Source organism: Maribacter litoralis (genome assembly GCF_003075045.1).
Classification (GTDB): Bacteria; Bacteroidota; Bacteroidia; order Flavobacteriales; family Flavobacteriaceae; genus Maribacter; species Maribacter litoralis.
The window spans coordinates 731,568-757,647 of record NZ_QCZD01000003.1 but is presented as its reverse complement, the minus strand read 5'-3'; the positions used below and the strand labels follow the sequence as shown (position 1 = coordinate 757,647).

The 26,080-nt window shown below is 34.9% G+C and carries 16 protein-coding genes; 5 read left to right on the top strand and 11 right to left on the bottom strand.

Annotation, left to right across the window (positions count from 1 at the left end; all coding sequences use genetic code 11):
• Window positions 1-4: 4 nt before the first annotated feature.
• Complete coding sequence (locus tag DCS95_RS14870) at window positions 5-1,510, bottom strand: S10 family peptidase (protein ID WP_116771561.1); 1,506 nt, start codon at window positions 1,508-1,510, stop codon at window positions 5-7.
• 192 nt (window positions 1,511-1,702) lie between these two features.
• Between DCS95_RS14870 and DCS95_RS14860 the strand changes: the two genes are divergently transcribed.
• A complete protein-coding gene (locus tag DCS95_RS14860; protein WP_116771559.1) occupies window positions 1,703-2,575 on the top strand; it encodes a 3-keto-disaccharide hydrolase in 873 nt (290 codons plus the stop codon).
• A gap of 6 nt (window positions 2,576-2,581) precedes the next feature.
• On the opposite strand, the gene DCS95_RS14855 is transcribed toward DCS95_RS14860, so the two are convergent.
• The 7 genes from DCS95_RS14855 to DCS95_RS14825 form a co-directional block, all read right to left on the bottom strand.
• Window positions 2,582-4,210, bottom strand: coding sequence for a S41 family peptidase (locus DCS95_RS14855; RefSeq protein ID WP_116771558.1), 1,629 nt, complete (start codon window positions 4,208-4,210; stop codon window positions 2,582-2,584).
• The gene (rnpA, locus tag DCS95_RS14850; protein WP_236564450.1) at window positions 4,191-4,619 is read right to left on the bottom strand and encodes a ribonuclease P protein component; all 429 of its coding nucleotides are present in this window, start codon (window positions 4,617-4,619) and stop codon (window positions 4,191-4,193) included. Before rnpA ends, DCS95_RS14855 begins: the two co-directional genes overlap by 20 nt.
• Before the next feature lie 27 nt (window positions 4,620-4,646).
• Window positions 4,647-6,500, bottom strand: coding sequence for a M1 family metallopeptidase (locus tag DCS95_RS14845; RefSeq protein WP_116771557.1), 1,854 nt, complete (start codon window positions 6,498-6,500; stop codon window positions 4,647-4,649).
• A 15-nt stretch (window positions 6,501-6,515) separates the two neighbouring features.
• The gene (locus DCS95_RS14840; RefSeq protein WP_116771556.1) at window positions 6,516-8,165 is read right to left on the bottom strand and encodes a S8 family peptidase; all 1,650 of its coding nucleotides are present in this window, start codon (window positions 8,163-8,165) and stop codon (window positions 6,516-6,518) included.
• Window positions 8,166-8,218: 53 nt separating this feature from the next.
• Window positions 8,219-9,079 carry an MBL fold metallo-hydrolase gene (locus DCS95_RS14835; protein WP_116771555.1) on the bottom strand — a complete coding sequence of 287 codons (861 nt, stop codon included), beginning with the start codon at window positions 9,077-9,079 and terminating at the stop codon, window positions 8,219-8,221.
• Window positions 9,080-9,201: 122 nt separating this feature from the next.
• Entirely contained in the window at window positions 9,202-9,600 is a 399-nt protein-coding gene (locus DCS95_RS14830; protein WP_164674208.1) for a response regulator, read from the bottom strand.
• A 1-nt stretch (window position 9,601) separates the two neighbouring features.
• Window positions 9,602-13,798 carry a PAS domain S-box protein gene (locus tag DCS95_RS14825; protein ID WP_116771553.1) on the bottom strand — a complete coding sequence of 1,399 codons (4,197 nt, stop codon included), beginning with the start codon at window positions 13,796-13,798 and terminating at the stop codon, window positions 9,602-9,604.
• Window positions 13,799-14,279: 481 nt separating this feature from the next.
• Here DCS95_RS14825 and DCS95_RS14820 point away from each other — a divergent pair, with 481 nt between their 5' ends.
• Window positions 14,280-16,139 carry a cation:proton antiporter gene (locus DCS95_RS14820; RefSeq protein WP_116771552.1) on the top strand — a complete coding sequence of 620 codons (1,860 nt, stop codon included), beginning with the start codon at window positions 14,280-14,282 and terminating at the stop codon, window positions 16,137-16,139.
• A gap of 170 nt (window positions 16,140-16,309) precedes the next feature.
• On the opposite strand, the gene lepA is transcribed toward DCS95_RS14820, so the two are convergent.
• Window positions 16,310-18,106, bottom strand: a complete 1,797-nt coding sequence (gene lepA / locus DCS95_RS14815) for a translation elongation factor 4 (RefSeq protein WP_116771551.1) — start codon at window positions 18,104-18,106, stop codon at window positions 16,310-16,312.
• Window positions 18,107-18,310: 204 nt separating this feature from the next.
• Here lepA and DCS95_RS14810 point away from each other — a divergent pair, with 204 nt between their 5' ends.
• From DCS95_RS14810 to dusB, 3 genes are all read left to right on the top strand, one after another.
• A complete protein-coding gene (locus tag DCS95_RS14810; protein WP_116771550.1) occupies window positions 18,311-20,713 on the top strand; it encodes an outer membrane beta-barrel family protein in 2,403 nt (800 codons plus the stop codon).
• A gap of 111 nt (window positions 20,714-20,824) precedes the next feature.
• Complete coding sequence (locus DCS95_RS14805; protein WP_116771549.1) at window positions 20,825-23,224, top strand: TonB-dependent receptor; 2,400 nt, start codon at window positions 20,825-20,827, stop codon at window positions 23,222-23,224.
• 216 nt (window positions 23,225-23,440) lie between these two features.
• A complete protein-coding gene (dusB, locus tag DCS95_RS14800) occupies window positions 23,441-24,439 on the top strand; it encodes a tRNA dihydrouridine synthase DusB (protein ID WP_116771548.1) in 999 nt (332 codons plus the stop codon).
• Here dusB and DCS95_RS14795 read toward each other — a convergent pair.
• Both DCS95_RS14795 and rbfA read right to left on the bottom strand, forming a co-directional pair.
• Complete coding sequence (locus DCS95_RS14795; protein WP_116771547.1) at window positions 24,436-25,641, bottom strand: ABC transporter permease; 1,206 nt, start codon at window positions 25,639-25,641, stop codon at window positions 24,436-24,438. The two genes, dusB and DCS95_RS14795, sit on opposite strands and share 4 nt — an antisense overlap.
• A 4-nt stretch (window positions 25,642-25,645) precedes the next feature.
• Window positions 25,646-26,038: a 30S ribosome-binding factor RbfA gene (gene rbfA / locus DCS95_RS14790; protein ID WP_036150772.1), complete on the bottom strand. Its 393-nt coding sequence runs from the start codon at window positions 26,036-26,038 to the stop codon at window positions 25,646-25,648.
• Between the last annotated feature and the right edge of the window lie 42 nt (window positions 26,039-26,080).

Sequence of the window (26,080 nt, the reverse complement as noted above, 5' to 3'; positions counted from 1 at the left end):
TAAATTACTTGCTTGTCATAAATTCTCGAATATCTTTACTTAGTTTTATAAGATCTGGTTCATGAGTATACATCATATGACCAGCTTCATAATATTTCATTTCAACACGTTCTTTTACTATTCCGTTTCTATCAAAAGTATATTCAGCATCGAAAAAAGGAGTAATTAGATCATAATAACCACTGGCAACCAATACTTTCATTGCTGTATTTCTTCGCATGGTTTCGCCGAGATCAGGTGCGGTATTCACTGGCATAGGCTCCCAATAATTGCCATCTGGTACTGTTCTCCATCTCCAATTAGAACCACCACCCGAAGTAATATAAGGTCTATCCATTTTCACCTTAAGTTCAGAAGCGAAATAATGGTTTAAGCTAGCCGTATAAGCAGCACTAATTTGATAACTGGAGGCATCGCCCAAATGAGGTTTTTCTGAAACCTTATCTTCCTCATCACCCATAAATCGTCCATCTAGTCTACCAATGGCCAAGCCTTTATCTTCGAGTAGTTTTTTCTGAAAACGACCCATTAATATTCTTAAGTTAGATTGCAGAATATAAGATGTATCCAATCCGGTGAAATAAGAAAGTTTTTCAGCTATCGCTTTCTTTTCAGACACTGTTAAAAGGTTTCCTTTATAAAGTGCCGGTATATAGGTGTTATAGGTAAATACTCTACATTCTTTTGTGAAATTTTCCAATGTTTTACCTTGTCCCGCTTTTTTATGATACCACGCTGTAGCTGCCATACTCGGTAAATAAGTAATAAATGAGGTGATATTGTTGGGTATGGAAGTGGATCCTGCGTAGTCTAACGCTTGTGATATAAGTATCATACCGTTCAATGCCATATTTTGACCAGAGCCTTCCAAAGCTTTTCCTAGGGCTGCGGCACGTGTGGTTCCATAACTTTCACCAGCCAAATATTTAGGTGAGAACCAACGCTCATTTTCAGTAACCCATTTTCTAATGAATTGAGCAAAAGAATCAACATCTTCCTTTAAACCGTAAAAATCTTTTCCCTCACCTTTTCCTACCAACCTACTATAACCGGTACCAACGGGATCTATAAAAACCAAATCTGTAATATCTAATAGACCATGATCATTATTCACTAATTGGTAAGGTGCAGCACCATCATCAGATTTTGCATCAGAATCGACCTTTACAACTTTGGGTCCAAAGAAACCCATATGCAACCATAGAGATGCAGAACCAGGTCCGCCATTAAAAACAAAAGTTACCGGTCTTTTGGTAACATCGCCCATGATGGTTTTTGTATATGCCACCGACCAGAATGTGGCAATTGAATCTCCTTTTGCATTGGTCAGGAAAGTTTCTTTCGCAGTGGTAGTATAATCAATATTTTTTCCACCAAATATTCCCTTGTGCTGGGTAATAAAGGATTTTGCTTTTGGTATGGGAGTTAAATTTTTCTCATTTTTTGAATCTTGTGCTTGTGTAGCGTGTATTAGAAGAAAACAAATTGAAAATACTATTAGATTTCTCATGGTAAGTTATTGTGTTGAAGGTGTTGTTTGTTCTTTTAAAAGTAGCTATAAAATTCGTATAGATCATGTTGATTTTATAATCGACCATTTTTTTAAAAATGCTTTACTATTTATAATCAGAACATTGAGTATATTTAGAAGTGTATTTTTTGCATTAATACCGATCAACAATCTTTTCAACGAAGCATTTATATGAAAATTAAACAACTTAAATTCAATCTATTTCAGGGCTTATTTTTAATATTAATAGGATGCACGGTTACCTATGCTCAACAGTCTAACGATGGTTGGGAGACTATGTTCAACGGTACCGATTTAAGCGGATGGACAACCAAAGTGCACCATTATGAAGTTGGTAATAATTATGCAGATACGTTTAGGGTAGAAGACAATATGGTAAAAGTGAGGTATGATAAATACGAGGGCGAATTCAATAACAGGTATTCGCATTTATACTATGATAAACCTTTTTCAGATTTCCATTTAACGATGCAATACCGGTTTGTTGGTGAACTATATAAAGGAGCACCAGATTATACTATTTTAAATAGTGGGGTAATGTTCCATTCTCAAGATCCACGTACCATGTTGAAAGAACAAGACTGGCCCATAAGTGTTGAAATGCAATTTTTAGCGGGAGTTGAAGAAGGTGTAGAACGCCCCACCGGTAATATGTGCTCACCAGGCACAGATGTTGTTTATGGAGGTAAAATAGATCCCAGACATTGTATAAAATCTACGTCTGATACTTACTTTGGTGATCAATGGGTAACGGCAGAATTAATCGTATACCATGATTCATTGGTTAAACATATCATTAACGGAAAAACAGTATTAGAATATATAAAACCTCAAATTGGCGGAGGTGTAGCTACTGGTTATGACCCTAAAATGAAGCAAGATGGTAAACCTTTAAAAGAGGGATTTATAGCATTACAAAGTGAAGGTCAACCTATAGATTTTAAGAATATTAAAATACGCAACTTAAAAGGCTGTACAGACCCAAAAGCATTGAACTATAAAAAGTATTATCAAATTTCAGATAAAGAGTCGTGTAGGTACTAAAAGGTGTTACTTTAGAATAGCGCTGTATTTTGATTTATTGCTTAATAATTCGGTTGCGGCCAATATAGCCTCATCATTGTTCAAGTAATATTGGTACAGACCATCTCTATAGAAATAGCGCTTAACGATTTCATCTTCCAAATTCTTTTGAATCTCGCTTTGGTATTTATCCAAGGCATTGAGTTTGCCCTTTTCAATGTTCGCCAACAAAGTTTTGTAGCTATCCTTAACCTCTGATCCCAAAAAGTCGTTCTCATCACCAGAAAGCGCTTTTTTAATGGCTTGTTCAGCTTTTGTTTCAAAAGAGAAGCTACTTTTCTTTACGTAATTTTTAAAATCATTGAAATCTGCATCTGTAAATTTAAAATCGCTTACATCTGTATAATTATGCGCATAGTGGTAATCTGTAGCATAATCAAAAATGACATTGTTCTGTAAAAGTGCCAAGGTAAGGTCATTGGTTTTAGAAGTAGCTACTTCAATATCTGGTAAGATACCGCCGCCATCTTGTACTTTTCTACCATTTCGTGTGGTAAAGTCATTGAAGGTAGTATTACGAACGGCATTACCACTTTCATCTCTGTTCCAATAATCCAATGATTGTATGCAACGCCCAGAAGAGGTATAATATCTAGAAATGGTAACTTTAAGTTGTGTACCGTAAGTTAATTTAAGCGGACGTTGAACCAAACCTTTTCCAAAGCTTCTTGCACCCATAATTACCGCCCTATCTAAATCTTGTAAACTACCAGAAACAATTTCACTGGCAGAAGCACTACTACCGTTTACAAGTACTACTAACGGTATTTCTTCATCAACAGGTTGGTTGTTGGTATGGTATTCTCGGTTGAATTTTTTAACCTTTGATTTTGTAGTCACCACAAGCTCTCCTTTTGGAACGAATAAATTGGTAACATTAATAGCTTCAGATAACAAGCCGCCAGGATTGTCCCTTAAATCCAAGATGATTTTTTCGGCACCTTTTCCTTTAAGGTCCAATAATGCCGCTTTGGTCTGATCGGTAGCTTTTGCGTTGAATTTTGCAAGCACAATATAACCGGTCTTATTATCTATCATTCTATAAAACGGTACGGCATCGACTTCTATACCTTCACGAGTTATACTTGTAGTTTTTAATTTGCCCTGTCTTTTGTAGGTTACGGTAACTGTAGATCCGTTAGCCCCTTTTAAAAGCTCACTGGCATTGTTTTCAAAATCGGCTACTTTGATATCCCCGATCTGTATTAACTCGTCTCCAGCCTTTAATCCTGCTTTGTCGGCTGGGTATCCTTCATGTGGTTCAATAATTAATAACCTATCATCGAATGAACGTACCATGGCACCAATACCGGAATATTCACCAGCATTGTTTATACGATAGGTTTCAACGTCTTGTTCGTTTAGAAATTTGGTATATGGATCCAATTCATTGAGCATATTCTTAATGGCGGTATCCATTAATTCTGCTGGGTTGGTTTCATCCACATAATTCATGTTCAATTCTTTGAACAGGGTAGTAAAGATTTCAATTTGCTTAGCTATTTCAAAAAAGTCACTTTTATAACTACTTCCTATAAAAAGAAAGGCAATGGCTATTATGGGTACAAGAACTTTTTTACTTACTATTTTTTTCATCAATCTGTAGCTTAAACTTGTTTAAAACGAGCTTCATTTTATGATCTAACTGCTCAAAGGTGGGCATATCCTTACCAAGGTATAAAAATAGAAACGCAAAGTTAGCATCTGTATTGTTAAAAACCTGTGCTTTGTTGCATCTGTAAGACTCTCTAAGTAAGCGCTTGATCCTATTTCTGTCAACAGCGCTTTTAAAATTTCTTTTAGATACGGTAACCGCGCTTTTAATAGGGACTTCTTTTTTTTCGATGGATAGATAAATTAATTTCAATGGATATACAGAAATGCCCTTACCCTCTTCAAACAATTGTGTGATGAGTATTTTGCTTTTAAGTTTTTCCTTTTTTCCGAAGGATTGATCCATTAGTAAAGAAGCATTAAAAAGAATTAGCCCCCGAATTGGGGGCATAAATATCTAAAACTTTACAAGAAGATACTACTCTGCTTGCCAAACATTGTTCTCTAAATTAACATCTGCCATTAGTTGAGAAGGGTCTATAACTATAGCTTGTATTGAGGACATTGGTTTTTGTATCTCAAATTCATAGCTTGGGTAAGCCCATGGCCAATCTTTAATAACGGTTCTCTCTACACCCTCATAAGGGTTTTCTTTTTCTCCACGCATCATTTGTAAAGGTGCATAGAAAGTCTCTCTACTTCCGTCATTGTACACAACCAATATATCTAAAGGCATAGGCATTAAACCAATTCGCTCTAAAGTAACTTTAGTATTGGTTTCAACGGTAGACACTTCTTTAATTCCGTAGTCGATAGTATTGGTAGTTTGTGTCCAATCTGTTAAATACCAATCTAACTCAATACCAGATATTTTCTCGGCAACACGTTTTACATCATTAGGTACTGGATGTTTAAACTTAAACTCATCGTAATAAGTACGTATAGTTTCCATCAATTTATCTTGACCAATAATATAGCCTAATTGAGAAAGGAAAATAGATCCTTTACTATAAGCGGAAATTCCGTAGGCAAAATTAAGAGCGTAGCGATCGGCATGGGTGGTTTGTGGTTGTTCTTTACCTGACAAAGCCAAATTTCTGTAACCTTTATAGGTACCTTCGAACGGATTTTCTTTATCCGAATCCATAATTTCGGTCATGCAAAGTTTAGAGATAAATGAAGTAAACCCTTCATCCATCCATTCATGTTTACTTTCATTTGTTGCCAATATATGTTGAAACCATGAATGTGCCAGTTCATGTGCCATAACACCTACCAAACTACCAAATTTACGATTACCGGTAATTAAAGTTGACATCGCATACTCCATACCACCATCGCCACCTTGAATAACCGAATACTGATCATATGGGTATTTACCGATATTTTTACTAAAAAACTCCATTGCCTCAATAGTTTTAGGCTGAAGCTTTTTCCAATTCTCAAGAATTTTTGGATCATCCTTGTAAAGGAAATGTAAAACCGGACCGTTAGGTACCTGTTGAATATCGTGGATATAATCTGGATCGGCAGCCCACATAAAATCATGTACCATAGGGGCTTTAAAATGCCAGGTTAAGGTTTTACCTTTTTGCTTTTTAATTTTTGTGCCAGGCGTTTCATAACCATGTCCAATTTCATCTGCATTCTGTAAATATCCGGTTCCACCAACGGTGTAATCCTTATCAATAGTCAATTTTACATCAAAATCTCCCCATACACCTTGGAATTCACGGGCAATATATGGATCGGCATGCCAACCTTCAAAATCATATTCCGCTAATTTTGGATACCATTGGCTCATAGATAAGGCAACACCTTCTTCGCTATTTCTACCCGAACGTCTTATCTGTAACGGCACTTGGCCTTTAAATTCCATGTTGAAGGTAGACTTTGCACCTGAAGGAATTGGTTTTGCAAGGTCGACTACCAATACGGTACCCTCTTCAGAAAAAGATACTTGGTTGCCGTCTTGGGTCAATGAAGTCGCATGTAGATAGCCCATTTCACTCTCGGTAAGTGTTGCAATTCTACTTTTCTTATCGGCAGTTGTCATACGCCCATCTGGATCAGCAATATTCTGCAAGCGAATATCCATTTCGCTACCTGGTTGAAAGGCATTGAAATACAAGTGAAAATACACTCTTTTAAGTTCATCTGGTGAGTTATTGGTATACACCAAGGTCTGTGTACCGGTATACTGGAAATTGTCAACATCCATGTCAACGGCCATGGTATAATCTACATGTTGTTGCCAGTAGTTGGTATTACCTTGAGCAAATAGCCCAATGGATAATAAAGCGGTAAAGAATGTAAAAAATGATTTAGTCATTTGAGTCATATATAATTAAAGTTCTATCTGCCCTGCAGCTACTTTACTGGCCATTACCAAAGCGTTATAAGCATTTGCAATTTTGCCTGAAGTAGAAATTTCATCTAATGATGCGCTTTTGCCGGTATTCTTACCTAAAACCACTTTGGTTTTGATCGGAAGACCAGAGTTTAAAATAATTTTTTTCACCTGGGCAGCCGTTAAACTTGGATATTGAGACATTACCAATGCGGCAACACCGGCAACACCGGGTGCGGCCATAGAAGTACCAGGAGAATATTCGTAATCGTTATTTGGGTAGGTAGAATAGATATCTGTACCAGGAGCAAAAACATCAACATTTATTTTACCATAGTTTGAATAGCTTGCAACCAATTCAGAACCATATTTTGGGTTCAATGCACCAACGGTAATTACATTATCTGCAATTTCAGGTCCGTTGTTCACCTGATCATTTGGAAAGTTAGCATTGATAGGGTTATCAAGATCTGAACCATCATTACCAGCTGCATGTACAAAAAGTACATTGTTGTCGGCTGCATATTTTATGGCATCATAAACCCACTGTGCATTTGGAGAAAAAGACTTACCAAAACTTCCGTTGATAATTCGTGCACCGTTATCAACTGCATATCTAATACCTCTGGCAATATCCTTATCATATTCATCACCATTAGGTACGGCTCTAATACTCATAATGGCAACATTGTTGGCAACCCCGTTAACCCCTATCCCATTGTTGCGTTCAGCAGCAATAATACCGGCAACGTGTGTACCATGGCTTTCATCTTCTACCCTATTCATCGGGTTACCGTTACCATAATCTACATCTGTAATATCATATGGATTGTCACCAACCGGTTCACGACCATTAAACTCTTTGTTGAGATTGTAATTTACTTGCTCGGTGTAATATTTTATGCCGTTGTTCAGTTCATCAAGTACTTCTGGAATGGTATCCTTTATACCGAACATTTGATTTAAAATAGCCACATTACGCTGCATAGTTTTATCGGTTGCTGTAATACCGGCTAAGTCTTGTTTTGTGTAAGTATCTTTGTTTAAATACTTTTTTACGTCTGCATCGGCATTTTTTACTGCCAGATAAATAGATTCATATTGTTCTTTACCTTGTAGTGCTTCGTTGTATTCGGCATCTAGCTTTGTTTTAGCTTTTGATAAGGTTGCTGCGTCTCCAATGTTTAAACGTAGCATACGAACATATTCCAATTGTTCGTTATAAGATTCCCCTAAGAAGTTATAGCCGTGTATATCATCAATGTAGCCATTACCGTCATCATCTATACCATTACCGGCTTTTTCTTTTGTATTTGTCCATAGAACATCATCTAAATCTTCATGATTAAGATCAATACCAGAATCTAGTACCGCTACAATGGTTTTAGTTCCCTTTTTATTTTTAATGATATCTGTGTAAGCTTTATCAACGCTCATACCAGGTATGGTATCGGAAACAAGATCTAAATGGCCCCAATTGTTTTTTTCGGCTGTTGTTAAATCTGAAATCTTTAAAGGCGTGGAATCAATGTTTTCTACCGGGGTAAGAACTAATCCGCTACTTGTTGCTGTATTGGTACTACCGCACCCTGATAAAACGGTCGCTAACGAAAGGGCAAAGATTGATTTAAGAGTATTGTTTGTCATATATGGGCAACTTTTAGTTAATGTTTATAGTTTAGAAATTAAATAGTGTAGCGTTAATTGAAGAGTTCGTCGAAAGTATATATTTGATCTAACCTCACTCCTCTTTCTGTATGCTTTAAAGTACAAAGTTGGTTGTGAGCATCGTGCTCAAAGAAAAGATAGTAGTTGTTTTCCACAGCTTCGTTCAAGAATATTTCTTTTTCGGTCATGGTAATAAGTGGTCTAGTGTCATAACCAATAACATAAGGCAAAGGTATATGACCCACTGTTGGTATAAGATCTGCCATGTAAGCAATAGTTTTGTTTTGATAAGTAAATTGTGGCAACATTTGTTTTTCTGTATGGCCATCAACAAAACGTATATCAAATCCGAGCGGACTATCTTTTAAAAAGCTTTTATCTGTATGATCAATAAAGGTTAACTTACCACTTTCTTGCATTGGATACAGATTTTCTTTCAAAAACGAAGCTTTTTCCCTTGGGTTAGGCTCAGTGGCCCATTTCCAATGTTTTTCATTCGTCCAAAACTTAGCATTTTTAAATGCGGGCTCATAACCTGTTCTATTTTTGTTCCATTGTATGGCACCACCAACATGATCAAAATGTAAATGGGTTAAAAAAACATCGGTAATATCATCTCTATGAAAACCATATTTTTTTAAGGATGAATCTATATTGAAGTCACCCCAACGATAGTAATATCCAAAAAATTTATCAGATTGTTTATTACCCATACCGGTATCTACTAAAATCAATCTATCACCGTCTTCAATCAAAAGACTTCTGGCGGCAATATCAATTAAATTGTTGTCGTCTGCCGGATTTGTTCTTTGCCAAATTGTTTTTGGAACCACCCCGAACATAGCACCACCGTCTAACTTAAAATTACCAGTTTCAATGGGATAAATTTTCATAAGGGGCAAAATAATAAAAGTGTACCAAATCTTATGATTATTAAGAAGATATTATAATTTAAGCCCTATATAATGTGTTTTTTACTGAATTTAGAATTGATGAATCGCTTTTTTATAGAAGTTTAGTCTTCAGCCAATAAATTTCCAATTTTATGATGTGCCAATGGTTTGGTCAAATGCTTTTTTACAATGGCATATTCTTTTCCCCTTTCAGAATCTATTGAATCTATTGAAGAACTTAAGATGTAAATCTTACAGTGATTTACAATAGTTTCGGGTAGTTTTAAATATTCATCTAAAAACTCAAAACCGTTCATACCCGGCATTTTGATATCCAGAAAAATAATATCTGGATATGTATCAGGGTTATCAACAATCTCATTTAAATGGTTTAAAGCGTCTTGCCCAGATGTCATAGTAGTTATTTGAGAAATATTATCCTCTTTTGAAATAACAGCTTTATTAATGAAATTATCGACATCCGAATCATCGATCAACAAAATATTAATATCCTTGCTCATATTATAATTTACCTGATTCATTTGGTATTGTTATCGTAAATGTTGAACCTTCTCCAATTTTAGATTTTAATGTGACAGTTCCTTTTAATCTAGATATAACCTCTTTTACAATGAATAGTCCAATACCGGATCCCATTACTTTAGAGGATACTCTGTAAAACATTTCAAAAATTCGTTTTATTTGGTCTTCATCGATACCAACACCATTGTCTTTTACAACTAAGATAGCTTCTTTTTTAGATGTTTTTACGGTTATCCAAATAAAAGGTGACTCTTTATTAACGTCATGATACTTAATAGCATTTGAAATAAAATTATTCAATAATACCGAAACCCTTTTACTGTCAGAAACAAATTGAACCTTATCATCAACGCTTATGTCAATTTTAATTTTTTTGGTGTTTTCTAAGTACCAAAAACTCTCAAGAGACTGTTCTATTAAATTACTAAAATTAATGGGTTCTAGCTCAATATTTTTATGTTTATTTCTTGAGTACTCAATAATATCTTTAATAAAGCTGTCTAACCTCTCTATTGAAATTTCCATCATATCAATATGTTGATATAATTTTGGGTCAACGCCTTCCATTTTTATCAACTGAATTAGACCCAATACAGAAGACAATGGAGCTCTAAGTTCATGAGACGCACTGTATACAAAACTATCTAGCTCTGAGTTTGTTTTTTGAAGTTCAATAAATTGAGTGGCTAATTTTTCGGCGGTTTCTTTTCTTTTGGTATCATCATTAATAGTAACTAAAACCCTTTTTTGATCTTTTATCTCTAAATATTCTTTAGATACTAAAACGGTTTTTTCCTGTCCGTTTGTAAGGGTAATTTTAAATTCTTCATTGGTAACCCTACCTTGTTTTTCTAATTGGTTTATTGTATTATGCCTTTTTTCAGTGTAATGATCATTTAAAAAAACCACACCCGACTCCATAATCTTTTTGTTAATCAATTGTTCTTTGGAAACATTTAGTATGCTACAAACTGTAGCATTTGCTTCAATTACAATCTCACTTTCGTCTAAAATGAGCATACCAACGAATTTGTTCTCAAAGGCCTTGGCAAATTTCTCTTGACTTTCTTTAAGGGCTTCTTCTGCCAGAACGGTTTTTGTAATATCCATTGCGGTACCACGATATACAATTGGTACTTCGTTCTCATCGAAAACCAGTTCAGATGAAGCTAAAAAATATTTAAAAGTACCGTCTTTAAGTTGAGATCTATAAATACTTGGTGTTGGGTGCTTTTCACCAGGTTTTGAAGATAATACCTTGTCCATTATAGACAGGTCTTCTTGATAAATGGTTTTTCTAACCAGGTCTACTGTCATTTTAGTACTTGGGTCGATTTCATGTATAGCATACATTTCTTTTGACCACTCTACAACATCACCAGTCATGTCCCAATGCCAATATCCAATATTACCGATTCTTATTGCGGCATTCATTCTGTTCTGCAATTTTAAAATCTCAAAATCTGCCTCTTTTTGTTTAGTAATATCTATTATGGTACCACGAATGTTTACCGCACGGTTATCATCATTTCTATCTACCTCCGTTTCAACCATTAAATATTTAACAGAACCATCTTTTACTATTATTCTATAAGAAAATGCATGGGTGGTTTTTTCTTTTAAAATTAACATTACGTTTTGCCTATGCATATCTAAGTCGTCTGGGTGTATGAGACTTTCAAGAAAAGGGATGTCTATTACGGTGTCTGGTTCAATATTGTAGATATGATATATTAACGGAGAACAGATATAGGTTTTAGTATTCATGTCAAAATCCCAATATCCTATTTTACCTATTCTTATCGCAGCGTCCATTTTACTCTGTAGGTCAAGAATTTCTTTTTGTGTTTTTTTACGCTCCGTTAAATCGAACCCGATTGCGCCCATGGCAATAGGTTTGTTAGTTTTCTCATCTTTAATTAAGAAACCTGAAAATTCTAAAGGTGTAGGTTTGTTCGTTTTAAAGTTTTTTAGTGGAACTTCACCGGTCCATAGTCCTTTTTCCATAATGGAAGGCATATGTTCATTTGCTATTACCTCCCTGTATTCATCTTCAAAAAAGTCGAGTATAGTGGTGTTTTTTGGGTTAATAGTTTTAGGCAGGTTGACTAATTTCTTACCGGCATCATTTAAGAAAAGAGGTTTTCCATCTAGTGTAGCCATACCTATAAAACCAGGACTATTTTCTATTACTGAAATAAGTCGTTGCTTTTCTTCATCGGCTTTTTTTCGGTGTGTAATATCCCTAAAAAATACAGACAGTCCGTTTGGAGATGGATATAGGTGGTTTTCAATCCATCGATCTACCTCTTCGTGGTATTGTTCAAAATGGGTGTAAACTTGTCTTTTAACTGCTCCGTTATAAATAGCGTAAGCTTCTGAATTTTTAAATGAAGGAAATTCGTCCCAAACATTTTTACCTATCATCTCGTTCGAATCTATACCAACTATTCTGGCTGCTTTGGCATTAATAACTGTAAAGCACCAGTTTTTATCCAAACTTACGTAGGCGTCTGAAATTCTCTCGGTAAACTGCTTATATCTTTTTTCGCTTTTTTCTATAGCTATGCTAGCATTTTTTGATTCAGTTTGATCAATGTATGTACTTAAACAAAGTTGTTCTCCTAAATACTCATAAGGTTCATTAGATGTAATTAAATGAAGCTTTTGACCATTCTTGGTGGTTAATTCTATTTCGATTTTATCAACGCGATCAGAGTTAATAAAAGCATTCAGCTTAGGGTTTTTCTTTACGGCCTCAACCATATCTATTAACCCAAGTTCATGCATGGTTTTTCCTTTTATCTCTTCTAAGGAATAACCTATTAAATCTAGAAAATAGCAATTGGCATCTACAAATCGTTTAGCCTGATCTTTGATGACCATACCAACAAAACCATTGTTATAAGCTTTACTGAACTTCACTAAATTTTCTTTAACAGATAATTCAAGTTCTTTTCTTTGGGTGACGTCTCTAACGATACCTATAATAGTAGAATTGCTTAACTTTTTACCACTTACCTCACCATAAAAGATAGTACCATCTTTTTTTATCATTTTACGCTCAATACGCATGGACTCACCTTGTATAACTTTAGTGAAATTTTTATGCATATTTACAAGGTCCTCAGATAAGATCAACTCAGTAATGTTTTTATTTAAAAGTTCTTGTTTGCTATACTTGAACATCTGTATAGCAAATGGGTTAGCATCTAAAACATTGCCTTTAAAATCGGACAGAAAAATACCATCAGAAGCCTCTTCAATAAGCATTTTATATCGCTCTTGACTTTCTTTTAACATTGCGGTTTTTTCATCAACCAATCTGTTTAGCTTTGAAGGCTGGCGCATTAAAAACCAGGAAAGTAACCCGCAAACGATTGCGAGTAGAAGACCTAAAACGGAGAAAATTGTGGAGGTGGAATTAAATTTATTATTATTCGAATATACATATAACTTCCATTCTCCTTCACTTGTAGTTAACGGTAGTGTAGTGGCGCCTTCTTTAGAAATATTTTCAGAGGCATAAAAGGTTTCTTCGGTTTCGTCTAAATTAATTTTAACCAACTCGTACGAGAATTTCGATTCGCCCAAAGTATCTAATTGAATAGCATTTAGCACTGTTGACAAACGTACCACGGCCGCTACAAATCCATTAAACTCACCATTTTTAAACATGGGTTTACGCCCAATAATTCCGGAGCCACCTTGTCTTAAATAAATAGGTCCGGCGGTGTAATAATCGCCTTTTTTAAGGGTAGTTGTTGCACCCATTTTATTATCGGGATCATCTAGAATATTCAAACCAATAACCTCATTTCCTTTTAATGGATACACATGGGTTATTACACCTTTTTTATCCACTAATTCTAATGCATCAATACTCTTATTACTATTTAAAAGCAATTGAGCTACGCTATCGAAATTTTGTGGTATGCCATAATGGTCAACTATAAAGGCTAAGGTATGAGTCGCATTATAACTTTGACCTAATACATTCTGTAAATCAACTTTTAGTTGCGAGACCCTTTGTTCAATTTCTCGTTGATCAGATTTTTGATCTAACTGATATTTTTGATAGGCTATAAATTGAGTAATGATAAGAACCAGAAAAAACGATAAAAACCCATAAAATAAAGGGCTTTTTAAGATTGAATGCTTTTCTGGAACAAACATTTTTAATGGGTATGAGTTAATTGCACTTCCCTATTATTTTCAAATTAATAATAAGAGTTAATTTTTTGTGTAGTAACGAAGTTATAAAAGTCTTGTCTATTTTGATGTTTTTTCTGATTCTTTTGTAGGATTAAACTTGGTGTAATAAATACATTTATAATTGATTTTGAAAGAATTAAAGATGAATTTTAAGAGTTTAAATTGCTAATCTTACAAGCACATTCATCAGCTACGCCTACATAAATAATCTTAAGATTTTTATAATATGTTGTAGTATTATCTTAGTATAAGTTAACCAATTTTTATATTAAAATTTAAAAGCTCTAAATATTAGAGAACCTTATGATCGCCTAGATTACATTTAACCTTATACAGTTATTTTATGAAGTGATAAAATCTCTAAAATTAAAATAGGGGTTATGGTAAGTTATTTATATCGTTTACTGGTCTAGAATTGTTATTTTTAACCAAAACAAATTAAATGCTAGAGCTTGCAGGGATTATAATTTTGGGAATACTTGCTCAATGGGTGGCATGGCGCTTAAAACTGCCTGCAATTTTACCTTTGATACTTATAGGTTTAATCGTTGGACCTTTGTCTACTTTGTATACAGAAGATGGATCTAAAATAATAGAACCTATTTGGAATGGTGATAAAGGTCTTTTTCCAGGAGAAGGACTCTATTATTTTGTGTCTTTGGCAATAAGTATTATTCTATTTGAAGGCGGACTCACCCTAAAACGTTCTGAAATAAGAAATATAGGTCCCGTAATTACAAAACTTATTACACTTGGTAGTTTAACCACTTTTTTTGGGGCTGCACTTGCTGCATATTTTCTTTTTGGGCTTTCATGGCAGCTATGCTTTCTTTTTTCAGCATTGATCATTGTTACCGGTCCTACGGTAATTACTCCTATATTAAGGAATATACCACTTAAGAAAGATATTTCAGCTATTTTAAAATGGGAAGGCATACTCATTGATCCCATTGGTGCTTTAGCTGCGGTATTGGTTTATGAGTTTATTAGTGTTGGCGAAGGTCAAGCTTATACGGTTACCGCCTTAATCGAGTTTGGTAAAATTCTTTTATTTGGCTTTACATTCGGTTTTACATTTGCGCATGCCCTTACCTTTTTAATTAAAAAGACCTTTATTCCTCATTATTTATTGAATGTAGTGTCACTTTCTGTTGTATTGGGAGTTTTTGTAATGTCCGATGTATTTGCGCATGAATCGGGCTTATTGGCCGTAGTGGTTATGGGTATGGTTATGGGCAACACGAATTTGCCGAATATAAAAGAACTACTTTATTTTAAAGAATCGTTGAGTATTCTTTTAATATCCATACTATTTATTTTATTGGCTGCTAACATAAATATTGCCGACTTAGAGTTGATATTTACCTGGAAAACCATAGCGTTATTCTTGGCCATTGTATTGGTAATTAGACCTCTTGGTGTGTTTTTAAGTTCAATAGGCTCTAACTTAAAATTCAACGAGAAGCTTTTTATAAGTTGGGTAGGTCCTAGAGGTATTGTTGCTGCAGGTATTGCCTCGTTATTTGGCTCTAAACTGCTATCTAAAGGTGAAGCGGGTGCAGAATATATTACGCCTTTGGTGTTTATGATCGTTTTGGGTACAGTGTTGTTAAATGCGACTACAGCTCGAGTGTTTGCCAAACTAATAGGTGTTTTTCTAAATAAATCCGAAGGTATTCTAATATTGGGTGCTTCTAAAGTTTCCCGTTTAATTGGCGATTATTTACATAAAAATGATAGGCATGTAGTGTTGATCGACAATAACCAATCTAATATTGACAAAGCGAACAAACTAGGCCTAGAGGCTATTTCAGCAAACATTTATTCAGATAATTTAATCGATAATATTGAATTGAACGATATTGGGTATTTAATGGCGTTGACCGCGAATTCTGATATTAATAAATATGCTATTGATAAGTTTCAAGATGCCTTTGGAGAAAATGGTTCATTTAGACTTGTTGATGCAGATGAAATGTCAGACCCAGAGAATAATCCGAAAGAAGGATTGTTTTCACATACAGATGATTTTATCAAACTGACCGAAGCGGCAAGGAAGTTTCCGGCTATACATGAAATAGAATTGCACGACACAGAGCATTATGAAGGTTTGATAGAAATTACCAAGGCAGATGCCGATATCGTTCCCTTGTTCCTCATTGATCCAGAAGGAGATATTCATATCATTACTGCCTTTAGTAAAGACTTTACAGACATTCAAAAAGGATATAAACTGGCATATTTAGGTAAAATGTTCCCAACCGAAGATCCGGATAAAGAGGAAGCCAAAAACAAAGAGTAACTTCAGATTTTCTTTACGATTTTTAATTATTTTGAACTACAAGGACAAACTATATCTTATTATATAGAAGTATCTTAAAGCCATTATCCTATTTAAAAATGTTTATTTAAAAAGCACAGGCAAGTTCCCCAACCAATTGAATTTAAAAAATAAGAAAGAAGTAAGATAATTTAGTCGTTCAACTTCAGTACCGCCATAAATGCTTCTTGTGGAATTTCTACATTACCCACTTGTCGCATACGTTTTTTACCTTTTTTCTGCTTTTCTAACAGCTTTCTTTTACGAGAGATATCTCCACCATAACATTTAGCGGTAACATCTTTACGTAAGGCTTTAATTGTTTCTCTAGATATGATCTTTGAACCAATAGCCGCTTGAATAGGAATATCAAACTGTTGTCTTGGTATAAGCTCCTTTAACTTCTCACACATTTTCTTACCAATAGTGGTAGCACTATCAAAATGTATTAAGGCAGAAAGTGCATCGACCGTTTGGGCGTTCAATAAAATATCTACACGAACTAATTTTGACTCTCTCATACCTATTGGGGTATAATCAAAAGACGCGTAACCTTTAGAAACCGTTTTAAGTCGATCGTAGAAATCGAATACAATTTCTGCAAGTGGCATATCAAAATTCAGTTCAACACGCTCTGTGGTCAAATAGGTTTGGTTAGTAATTTGTCCTCTTTTTTCTATACAGAGCGACATTACGTTACCAACAAAGTCCGATTTGGTAATAATGGTAGCTTTAATATATGGTTCTTCTACTCGATCAATTGTAGAAGGATCTGGGAGATCACTAGGGTTGTTGACAATTAACGGCACCTCTGGATCTTTTCTAGTGAATGCATAGTAACTAACGTTTGGTACAGTTGTAATTACGGTCATATCAAACTCACGCTCTAAGCGTTCTTGAATAATTTCCATATGCAACATTCCCAAGAATCCACAACGGAAACCGAATCCAAGTGCAGCACTACTTTCAGCAGCAAATACCAAAGAGGCATCGTTTAGTTGCAACTTTTCCATAGAAGACCTTAACTCTTCAAAATCTTCGGTATCTACAGGATATATACCGGCGAATACCATTGGTTTTACATCTTCAAAACCTGCAATTGCATTTTTTGTTGGGTTTGCAGAATCTGTAATGGTATCACCAACCTTTACTTCACGGGCATCTTTAATACCTGTGATCAAGTATCCCACATCACCTGTATTTATTTCTTTTTTAGGATGCTGGGTCAATTTTAAGGTACCAACCTCATCTGCAAAGTAACTTTTATCGGTGGCAACAAATTTTATTTTTTGTCCTTTTTTAATAGAACCGTTTACAACTCTAAAATAGGTTTCAACGCCCCTGAACGGATTGTAGACAGAATCGAAAACCAAAGCTTGCAATGCTTCATCTGGGTTTCCTTTGGGAGCAGGAATACGTTCAATAATTGCACTTAAAATTTCCTCAATACCAATACCTGTTTTTGCAGATGCCGGTATAACTTCTTCCGCCTTACAACCTAATAGATCAACGATATCATCTGTAACCTCTTCTGGGTTGGCACTAGGTAAATCAACCTTGTTTAAAACCGGGATAATCTCTAAATCATTTTCTAACGCCAAGTATAAGTTAGAAATGGTTTGTGCCTGTATGCTCTGTGCAGCATCAACAACAAGTAGAGCACCTTCGCAGGCAGCAATTGATCTAGAAACCTCGTATGAGAAATCAACGTGACCAGGGGTGTCAATTAAATTCAGAACATATTCTTCTCCTTCATAGATATAATCCATCTGTATGGCGTGACTTTTAATAGTAATGCCACGTTCTCTTTCAAGATCCATACTATCTAGTAACTGTTCTTTTTTCTCACGATCGGTAACCGATCCTGTAAATTCTAACAGTCTATCTGCCAAGGTACTTTTACCGTGGTCAATATGTGCAATAATGCAGAAGTTTCTAATGTTTTTCATAGCGGAAACAGTAATAATGACGCTCTTTATTTACCAAAAATATACTCGGCATTAAAGAGCAATTGCAAATATAATCTAATTTATAGCGCTAAGCTTTAGAGTGGTTATCTATTTATTTATTGTAATTATAACTTTGTATTACATATATTGTAAAGAATTACGACAATAGCATACTAAGATTTGACAAATAGCCCCAAAATTCTGTTGAAACCTTTATTTATAATTTTTTGTTTCACCTTAGGTGTTACACAATTTGCACATGGACAATTTTTTGAGCTTAAAGGTGAAGTAAAAGACCAATACCAAGAACCTATTGCTTTTGCCTCTGTTTTTCTGCTCACCGTTACAGATTCAACTTTGGTAAAAGGTACTTCTGCAGATGAAAACGGTGTTTTTGTATTTGCAGGTATTGCAGAAGGTCTTTATTTTTTGAAAGCATCTTATGTTGGTCAAGTGTCTAAGAATTTACCCTTAGAAATTATAAGTGACACTAAAATAGGTGCTTTGATTATTGAACAGGAAGCTGAACAATTGAACGAAGTTACCGTTACCAGCAATAAACCTGTTGTAAAAAGGGAGGTTGACCGTATTGTTTTCAATGTTGAAAATACAGTTGTTTCTCAGAACAGTTCTTGGGACATTCTTCGTCAAACACCAGGAGTGATTATGATGAATGATGAACTGAAAGTCAGAAATCAAGCCACTACGGTTTATATCAATAATCGTAAAGTGCAATTATCTGCAGAAGAGGTAAGAAGTCTGTTAGAAAATTACCAAGGCGAGAATATAAAATCGGTTGAGGTTATTCATAATCCGCCAGCAAGCTATGACGCCGAAGGTGGTTCTATTTTGAATATTGTTACTAGTAAAAATGTATCTGTAGGCTATAAAGGTAATGTTAATGCTGGGTATACGCAAGGAGTTTTTCCGAAGTATAATTTTGGAACATCGCATTTTTATAAGACTAAAAAGTTAAATGTAAACGCAAGTTACAATTACACCCCAAAGAAGGAGTTTAAGAATACTTTGAGCAATACCAATTTTATGGATAATACCGGTATTACTTCTATTTGGGATACAGATTTTGATCAAATAATACGCACTAATACCCATAGCGCAGGTGTATCGGTAGATTATGAATTTGATGATAAGAACTCTCTAAGCTTAACAAGCAACGCACAGTATCAACCAAAAAAGGATGCTGATTTTTTTCAGGAAACTACCATTAAAAACAGCGCAGGGGTTTTAGATTCAATTTTTACATCAAACAGTTTTTTAAGCGAACAAAAGCATAATATTTCGGGCGATCTTACCTTTAAACATCAGTTTAAAGACCAAGGAAATTTAACTGTAAATGCACACTATACAAATTTTGGTTTAGACCGAAATCAAGTTGTTAACTCAGATTATTTTCAGCCTAGCGGCTCATTTATACGTGATTTTAATTTCTCTACTATTGCTGATCAACAGATAGAAATAAAGACCGCTCAAATAGATTATACTGATTATTTAGGTAGTGTATTTTTTGAAACAGGGGCAAAAGGTTCTTTTATTGATTCTGAAAGTAGATTAGATTATTTTCTACAGAATAATGGTACGCAGTTTATACCCAATCTTTCTGATGACTATACCTATGACGAAAGTGTGTATGCGGGTTATTTTAGCCTTTCTAAAGACTGGGATAAATGGAGTATAAAAACAGGGTTACGTGCAGAACAAACAAAAAGCACGGGAGTGTCTGTAAATGTATCAAACATTAACGAACTTAGTTATTTTGAACTTTTCCCTTCATTGTATATTCTGCACAATATCAATGACCACCATAGTCTATCTTTTGATTATGCCAGAAAGGTACAACGCCCCAGGTATGAGAATTTAAATCCGTTTAGAACATATAGTAATGAGCGTATTTTTGTAGAAGGCAATCCTAATTTGATACCAAGTTTTATTCATAACTTTAATTTAAACTATACGCTAAATCAAGAGTATTTTTTTGATTTTTACTACCGTGATAATGGCAGGTATATTTCGGATCTTACTTTTCAAAACAACACTGATTTTGTATTAACCGATAATTTCCAAAATGTACTAGGAAGTACTTCTTACGGTTTCGATTTTACCTATGGTAAGTCAATTACAAATAATTGGTATTTGTACAGCTATATGTCTTTCTTTCATGAAGAAGAAACTTTTATAGCTTCCCAAAGCGATACATTTTCATACACCAATGAACTTAATGGTGCATATATTGATATTACCAACTATATAACCCTTTCTAATGATGGTAGTTTTAAGGGCGAGTTGGGTGTTGTTTACCTTACCGGTTGGTTAGAAGGATCCTTTATCCAAGATGAGACTATAAATTTAACCATAGGATTAAGAAAATCATTTTTAAATAACAGAGCTGTATTCAGCGTTAGTGCGAATGATCTTCTTGGAAAATATAACGCTTACAGTTCTTCTCAATACTTAAATCAAAACAATCGCTACTTGGCAGTCGAAGAAACCCAATATGTTAAGTTTGGTTTCACCTATAACTTCGGTAATTTCCGCTTAGAAGATAACCAGCGTAACATAGATAAAATAGAGCGCGAACGGTTAGAGTAGTTATAACTACTTATTTAGCAGGTTCTTATAGTTGTAGTAGATATTTTTTATACTTTCTGTAAGATATTTCAATATTACTTTCCTACATTTAATTAGAATTCTGCATATTAAATGACCCGGAATATATATTTATCGTCTATATTTTTTCTTACGTTTTATCTAGCGATTGCTCAAGATTTTTCTATTAATGGTTTGGTTATAGACGAGAACAATGCACCTGTTGTTCTTGCCAATGTAATTTTGATGGGTGAAGACGGTGAATTTATAAAAGGAACCGTCACCAATGATCAGGGACGATATGAAATTAAGTCTGTTTCTTCTGGCAGTTATCGTATAGTTGCTAGTTATATTGCGAATACGGTTGAAAGCGACTTGTTTACAATAACCGATTCTATTGAAATAGCACCTTTGGTTCTTACAAGTTCTCAAGAGTTAGACGAGGTGGTGGTAACGCAGCACAAACCTAAACTAGAGCAACTGGCAGATCGCCATATCTTCAATATTGAAAATACTTCAATTTCCGATAGTGATATATGGGACGTACTAAAACGCACGCCAGGTGTTATGGTCATGAACAATCGTTTGTATGTAAATGGCAGCTCTAAAGTCAATATTATGATCAATGGTAAGTTGGTAAACTTGCCAGAAGAAGATGTAATTAATTTACTTAGCGGTAGTTCGGCAAGTAATGTGCAATCTATAGAGGTAATAACGAGTCCGCCTGCTAAATATAGCGCAGAGGGTGGTTTGCTTATAGATATTAAAATGAAAAAAAACCTTGTAGCCGGGTATAATGGTGCAGTGTTCAACAAATACACACAAGGGGTATTACCAAAACATACGGTTGGAACGGATCATTTTTTTAAAGGTAAAATGATAGATTTTACTACAAATTATAGTTTTAGCCATAATAGAAATTGGACTCGGTATACTGACGTTACTACATTTTTTGAAAATGGACAGGAGAATGAGTTATGGACAGCAGAACAAAAATCTATAACCAAAGAAAAAAGTCACAATCTAAACTTATTTTTAGATATACAATTGAATGATAAAAATACCATAAGCCTATCTTCTACTTCAAGCTTTTCGCCAGATCGTATCACTGAATATACCTCTACTACTGATATAGAAAACAATAATGAAGTACTAACGGCACGTTTAAAAGGTCTAAATGTATTAATTGACGATACCTTCAATTCATCTAATTATTTAGATTGGGTTCATAGGTTGAACGACGATGGAGCAGAAATTTCTACAAATGCCCACTTTACCTACTATGATTCTAAAGACAATCAAGAATTAAATAATGACATTGTAGAAGGTTTTACCGAAAATACATCTGAAAATACGCTGAACTTAAAATCTGACCAGATTATAAACCTTTTTAGTGCTCAAACAGATTTAACCCTTCCATTATCTGAACAATCTACATTTGAGATAGGTCTTAGATTTGCGAACATAAACTCAGAGGCAAGTATATTACAGACTGGTTTTGATGATAACGTAGATGGTATTAACCCAACAGGGTCTGGAATTTTTAATTATGATGAGCAAATTTATGCTGGGTATATCAGTTTCAGCAACAATTGGGATAAATGGAAATTAAATGCCGGTCTTCGAGGAGAATATACAGATACTAAGGGAGATTTAGATGTATTATCCTTATCGAACAGTAATTCTTATTTTGATTTGTTTCCAAACCTGTCAATGTCTTATACGAAAGACAAAAATGCTTTTATGCTAAAATATTACCGGCGTATAACCCGGGCAAGATATAGCAGTATCAACCCGTTCCAATATTATTTATCGGCAAATTCTATTTTCGAAGGAAACCCTAATTTAAAACCAGCTTATCGATCGTACGTAGAAGTTGATTATGTATTTGACAAAGACTATAAGTTTGCACTATTTACCAGTATAAAATCTGACGAACAGGTACAACAATTTATTCAAGATAATACGACCAATACACTTAAGGCACAATATGTAAATTTAGAAACCAATTATAATTTTGGTGCAGATGTAAGTGTTTCTAAATACCTTACTTCATATTGGTATTTTTATTTTTTAGCAAGTCATTATTATAATCAGAATAGTTTTGTTGATTTAGAATCAGATGCTGTCATAGAGAATTCTATTTGGACAACATATATAAGAGCAAATAACTATTTTACATTGTTAAAAGATGAATCGTTGTATGCAGACATGGCGTTCACTTATATTTCTCCATACGTGAAAGGTAATGCTAGTTTTAGATCATATAGTAAATTAGGTATAAATTTTAGAAAGACTTTTTGGAATAAAGATGCTAGTGTTTCAGTAGGAGTAGAAGATATTTTTAATACCGGTAACACCTATTCTACAAGAAATTACCTTGACCAAAATAATTCCACAAGTACAAGACCCGAAAATCGATTATTTGTTTTAGGCTTTAGATATAAATTCGGAAATACTAAAATTCGCGATAATTCTAAAAGCAAGCATACAGATGAAAACAAACGGCTATAGTTCTGTTAAGATATCATAGGACCACAAACGCCTAAACTAATTAATAGGTAGACCCCTGCTAAAATCATAAAAACCTTACCGGCTTTTTTCTTTTGATACTAAAACAAGTATTTCAACCTACCTTAATAGCCTTTAATACTATATTATTTATCCAATAGTCATGGTAATGACCTTCCCGTATTTTTATATAACTTTGCATCCCAAAATTAGAATGCAGTGCCCAAGATAGGAGACATACAACTACCTGATTTTCCGTTGCTTTTAGCGCCAATGGAAGATGTAAGCGACCCACCATTTAGAGCCCTTTGTAAAGAGCAAGGAGCCGATGTGGTATATACAGAATTTATTTCTTCGGAAGGATTGATTCGTGATGCCGCAAAAAGTGTTATGAAGTTGGATATTTACGAGAAAGAACGCCCTGTAGGTATTCAGATATTTGGTGCTAATCTAGATAGTATGTTACAATCTGTAGAGATTGTAGAAAAGTCTAAACCAGATATTATAGATATTAATTTTGGTTGCCCGGTAAAGAAAGTAGTGTCAAGAGGAGCAGGAGCCGGTATTCTAAAGGATATTGACCTTATGGTCTCTTTGACCAAGGCTATGGTAGAGCATAGTAACCTGCCTATTACGGTAAAAACAAGACTGGGTTGGGACGATAGCTCTATTAAAATTGTTGAGGTTGCAGAACGATTACAAGACGTAGGTTGCGCGGCAATTGCCATTCATGGTAGAACACGGGCACAAATGTATAAGGGAAGCGCAGATTGGAACCCTATAAGAGATGTAAAGAACAATCCTAGAATGCACATTCCCGTATTTGGTAATGGTGATGTAGATTCACCGGAAGCAGCAGTAAAAATGCGTGATGAATACGGTTTGGATGGCGCCATGATAGGTCGTGCAAGTATTGGTTATCCTTGGATCTTTAGGGAAATAAAACACTATTTTGAAACAGGAACACACTTAGCGCCACCTACTATGGCAGAACGTGTTGAAGCTGCCCGCCGTCACTTACAAATGTCCATCGATTGGAAAGGTGAAACTTTGGGAGTCTTTGAAACTAGAAGACATTACACCAACTATTTTAAGGGTATTCCTAATTTTAAGGAATATAGAATGAAAATGGTCACTAGTGATGATTCGGCTTCTGTATTTGCAGCCTTTGATGAGGTTTTAGAGAAATTTGGAGACCATCAGTTTACCAACGCTTAAAGATCCACCAACTTTTTATTAATACGGCTACTTGCAATCTTAGAAGCAATTACGCCCAATACTAAAATGGTTGCCAGTACAATGCCAATGTTGATGAATTCAAACTTAACTGGATAAGCCAGCGACGGAGTAATTTTCAACCAACTAAAAGCAAGTTGAGACCACACGATAAGCACGCCAAGCAATACACCTATTAGTCCGCCAAAACCGGTAACTAGAATTCCCTGTACAAAGTAAATTCGTCGTAGTTCTTTAATTGTAGTTCCAAGGCTATAAAGTGTTTTTGAGTTCTGTTGCTTGTCCAAAATCATCATAATAATAGCACCAACAACATTAAAAAGAGCAATAATCAGTACCAAGGTAAAGATGAGGTAGGTAGCCACATTTTCGGTATTCAGCATTTTATAGAGGGTACTGTTTAACTGCTGCCTATTTTTTAATTGAACATCCGAACCTAAAATAGATTGAATTTCCGAGCGAACCGCACTTGGTTCAATGCCTTCGTCCATTTTAAAATTGATACCCGAAATGGAAAGAGAATCTTTTTCCAATAAAGCCTGAGTCAATCGTAGATCGGCAAAGACATATTTATTATCCAAATCTGCCTCAACGGCATACACACCACCAATCACCATGGGTAATTGATTATAGAGCGATGAGATACTTTGCTGTGAAATAGAGCCTTTACCAGGTTTAAAGGCATAAATCTGCATGGGACTACGAAACTGATTGATGGTAACCCCTAAAATATTGGCAATACCCAAACCGGATACCACTTGAGATTCATTGATGGTCCAATTGCCGATATATAGCGTACTATCCACACCCGTTACTTTGGTGTAATTACTATCTACCCCTTTAATGTAGGCAATATGATTTTTTCCTCGATGTTCTAGAGATACCTTTTCTTCGATTTCCTTGGAGTAAAATGCGAGTCCGTCGACCGATTGCAAACGTTCTTCCTGTTCTAGGGATAATGTAAAAGTTTTTCCCGCTACGGGCATTGCTTTTAACTGTGGGTCAAAAGATTCGGTAAACGAAAGGCTAAAAGTTTTTAATCCGGCGAAAGCCGATAACACAATAAACAGTGCCGCAGAGCCAATAACTATAACTAAAAAGGTAATGAAATTAATAATATTGACCGCGTTCTGGGTACTTTTAGAACGCACATACCTTTTAGCGATATAGAGTGGAAAATTCAACCGATCAGCTCTTTTTGCGTTTAGGTAACAAATCTCTGTTCTCTATTGGGTTTTCTTCGCGCTTCAATGACTTTTCTATATTCTCTATATAATCTAAAGAATCATCTAAATAGAACAGCAACTCCGGTACTCTGCGTAATTGATTACGTGTGCGTTGAGAAAGCTCGTGTTTTATTAGCGGTTGGTTAGATTTTATACCTTCCATCAACTCGCCCGATTTCTCATTGGGGAAAATGCTCAAGTATATTTTTGCGATAGATAAATCTGTAGTAACCGAAACCTTAGAAACGGAAATAAGTGTATTACGAAGACCACCATCAATGGCAGCCTTTTGTAGAATATCTACAATGTCTTTTTGAATAACTCCCGCGATCTTACGTTGTCTTTGCGTTTCCATACTGCAAAAATACATATTAAAATGTATCTTAACCCTTATATG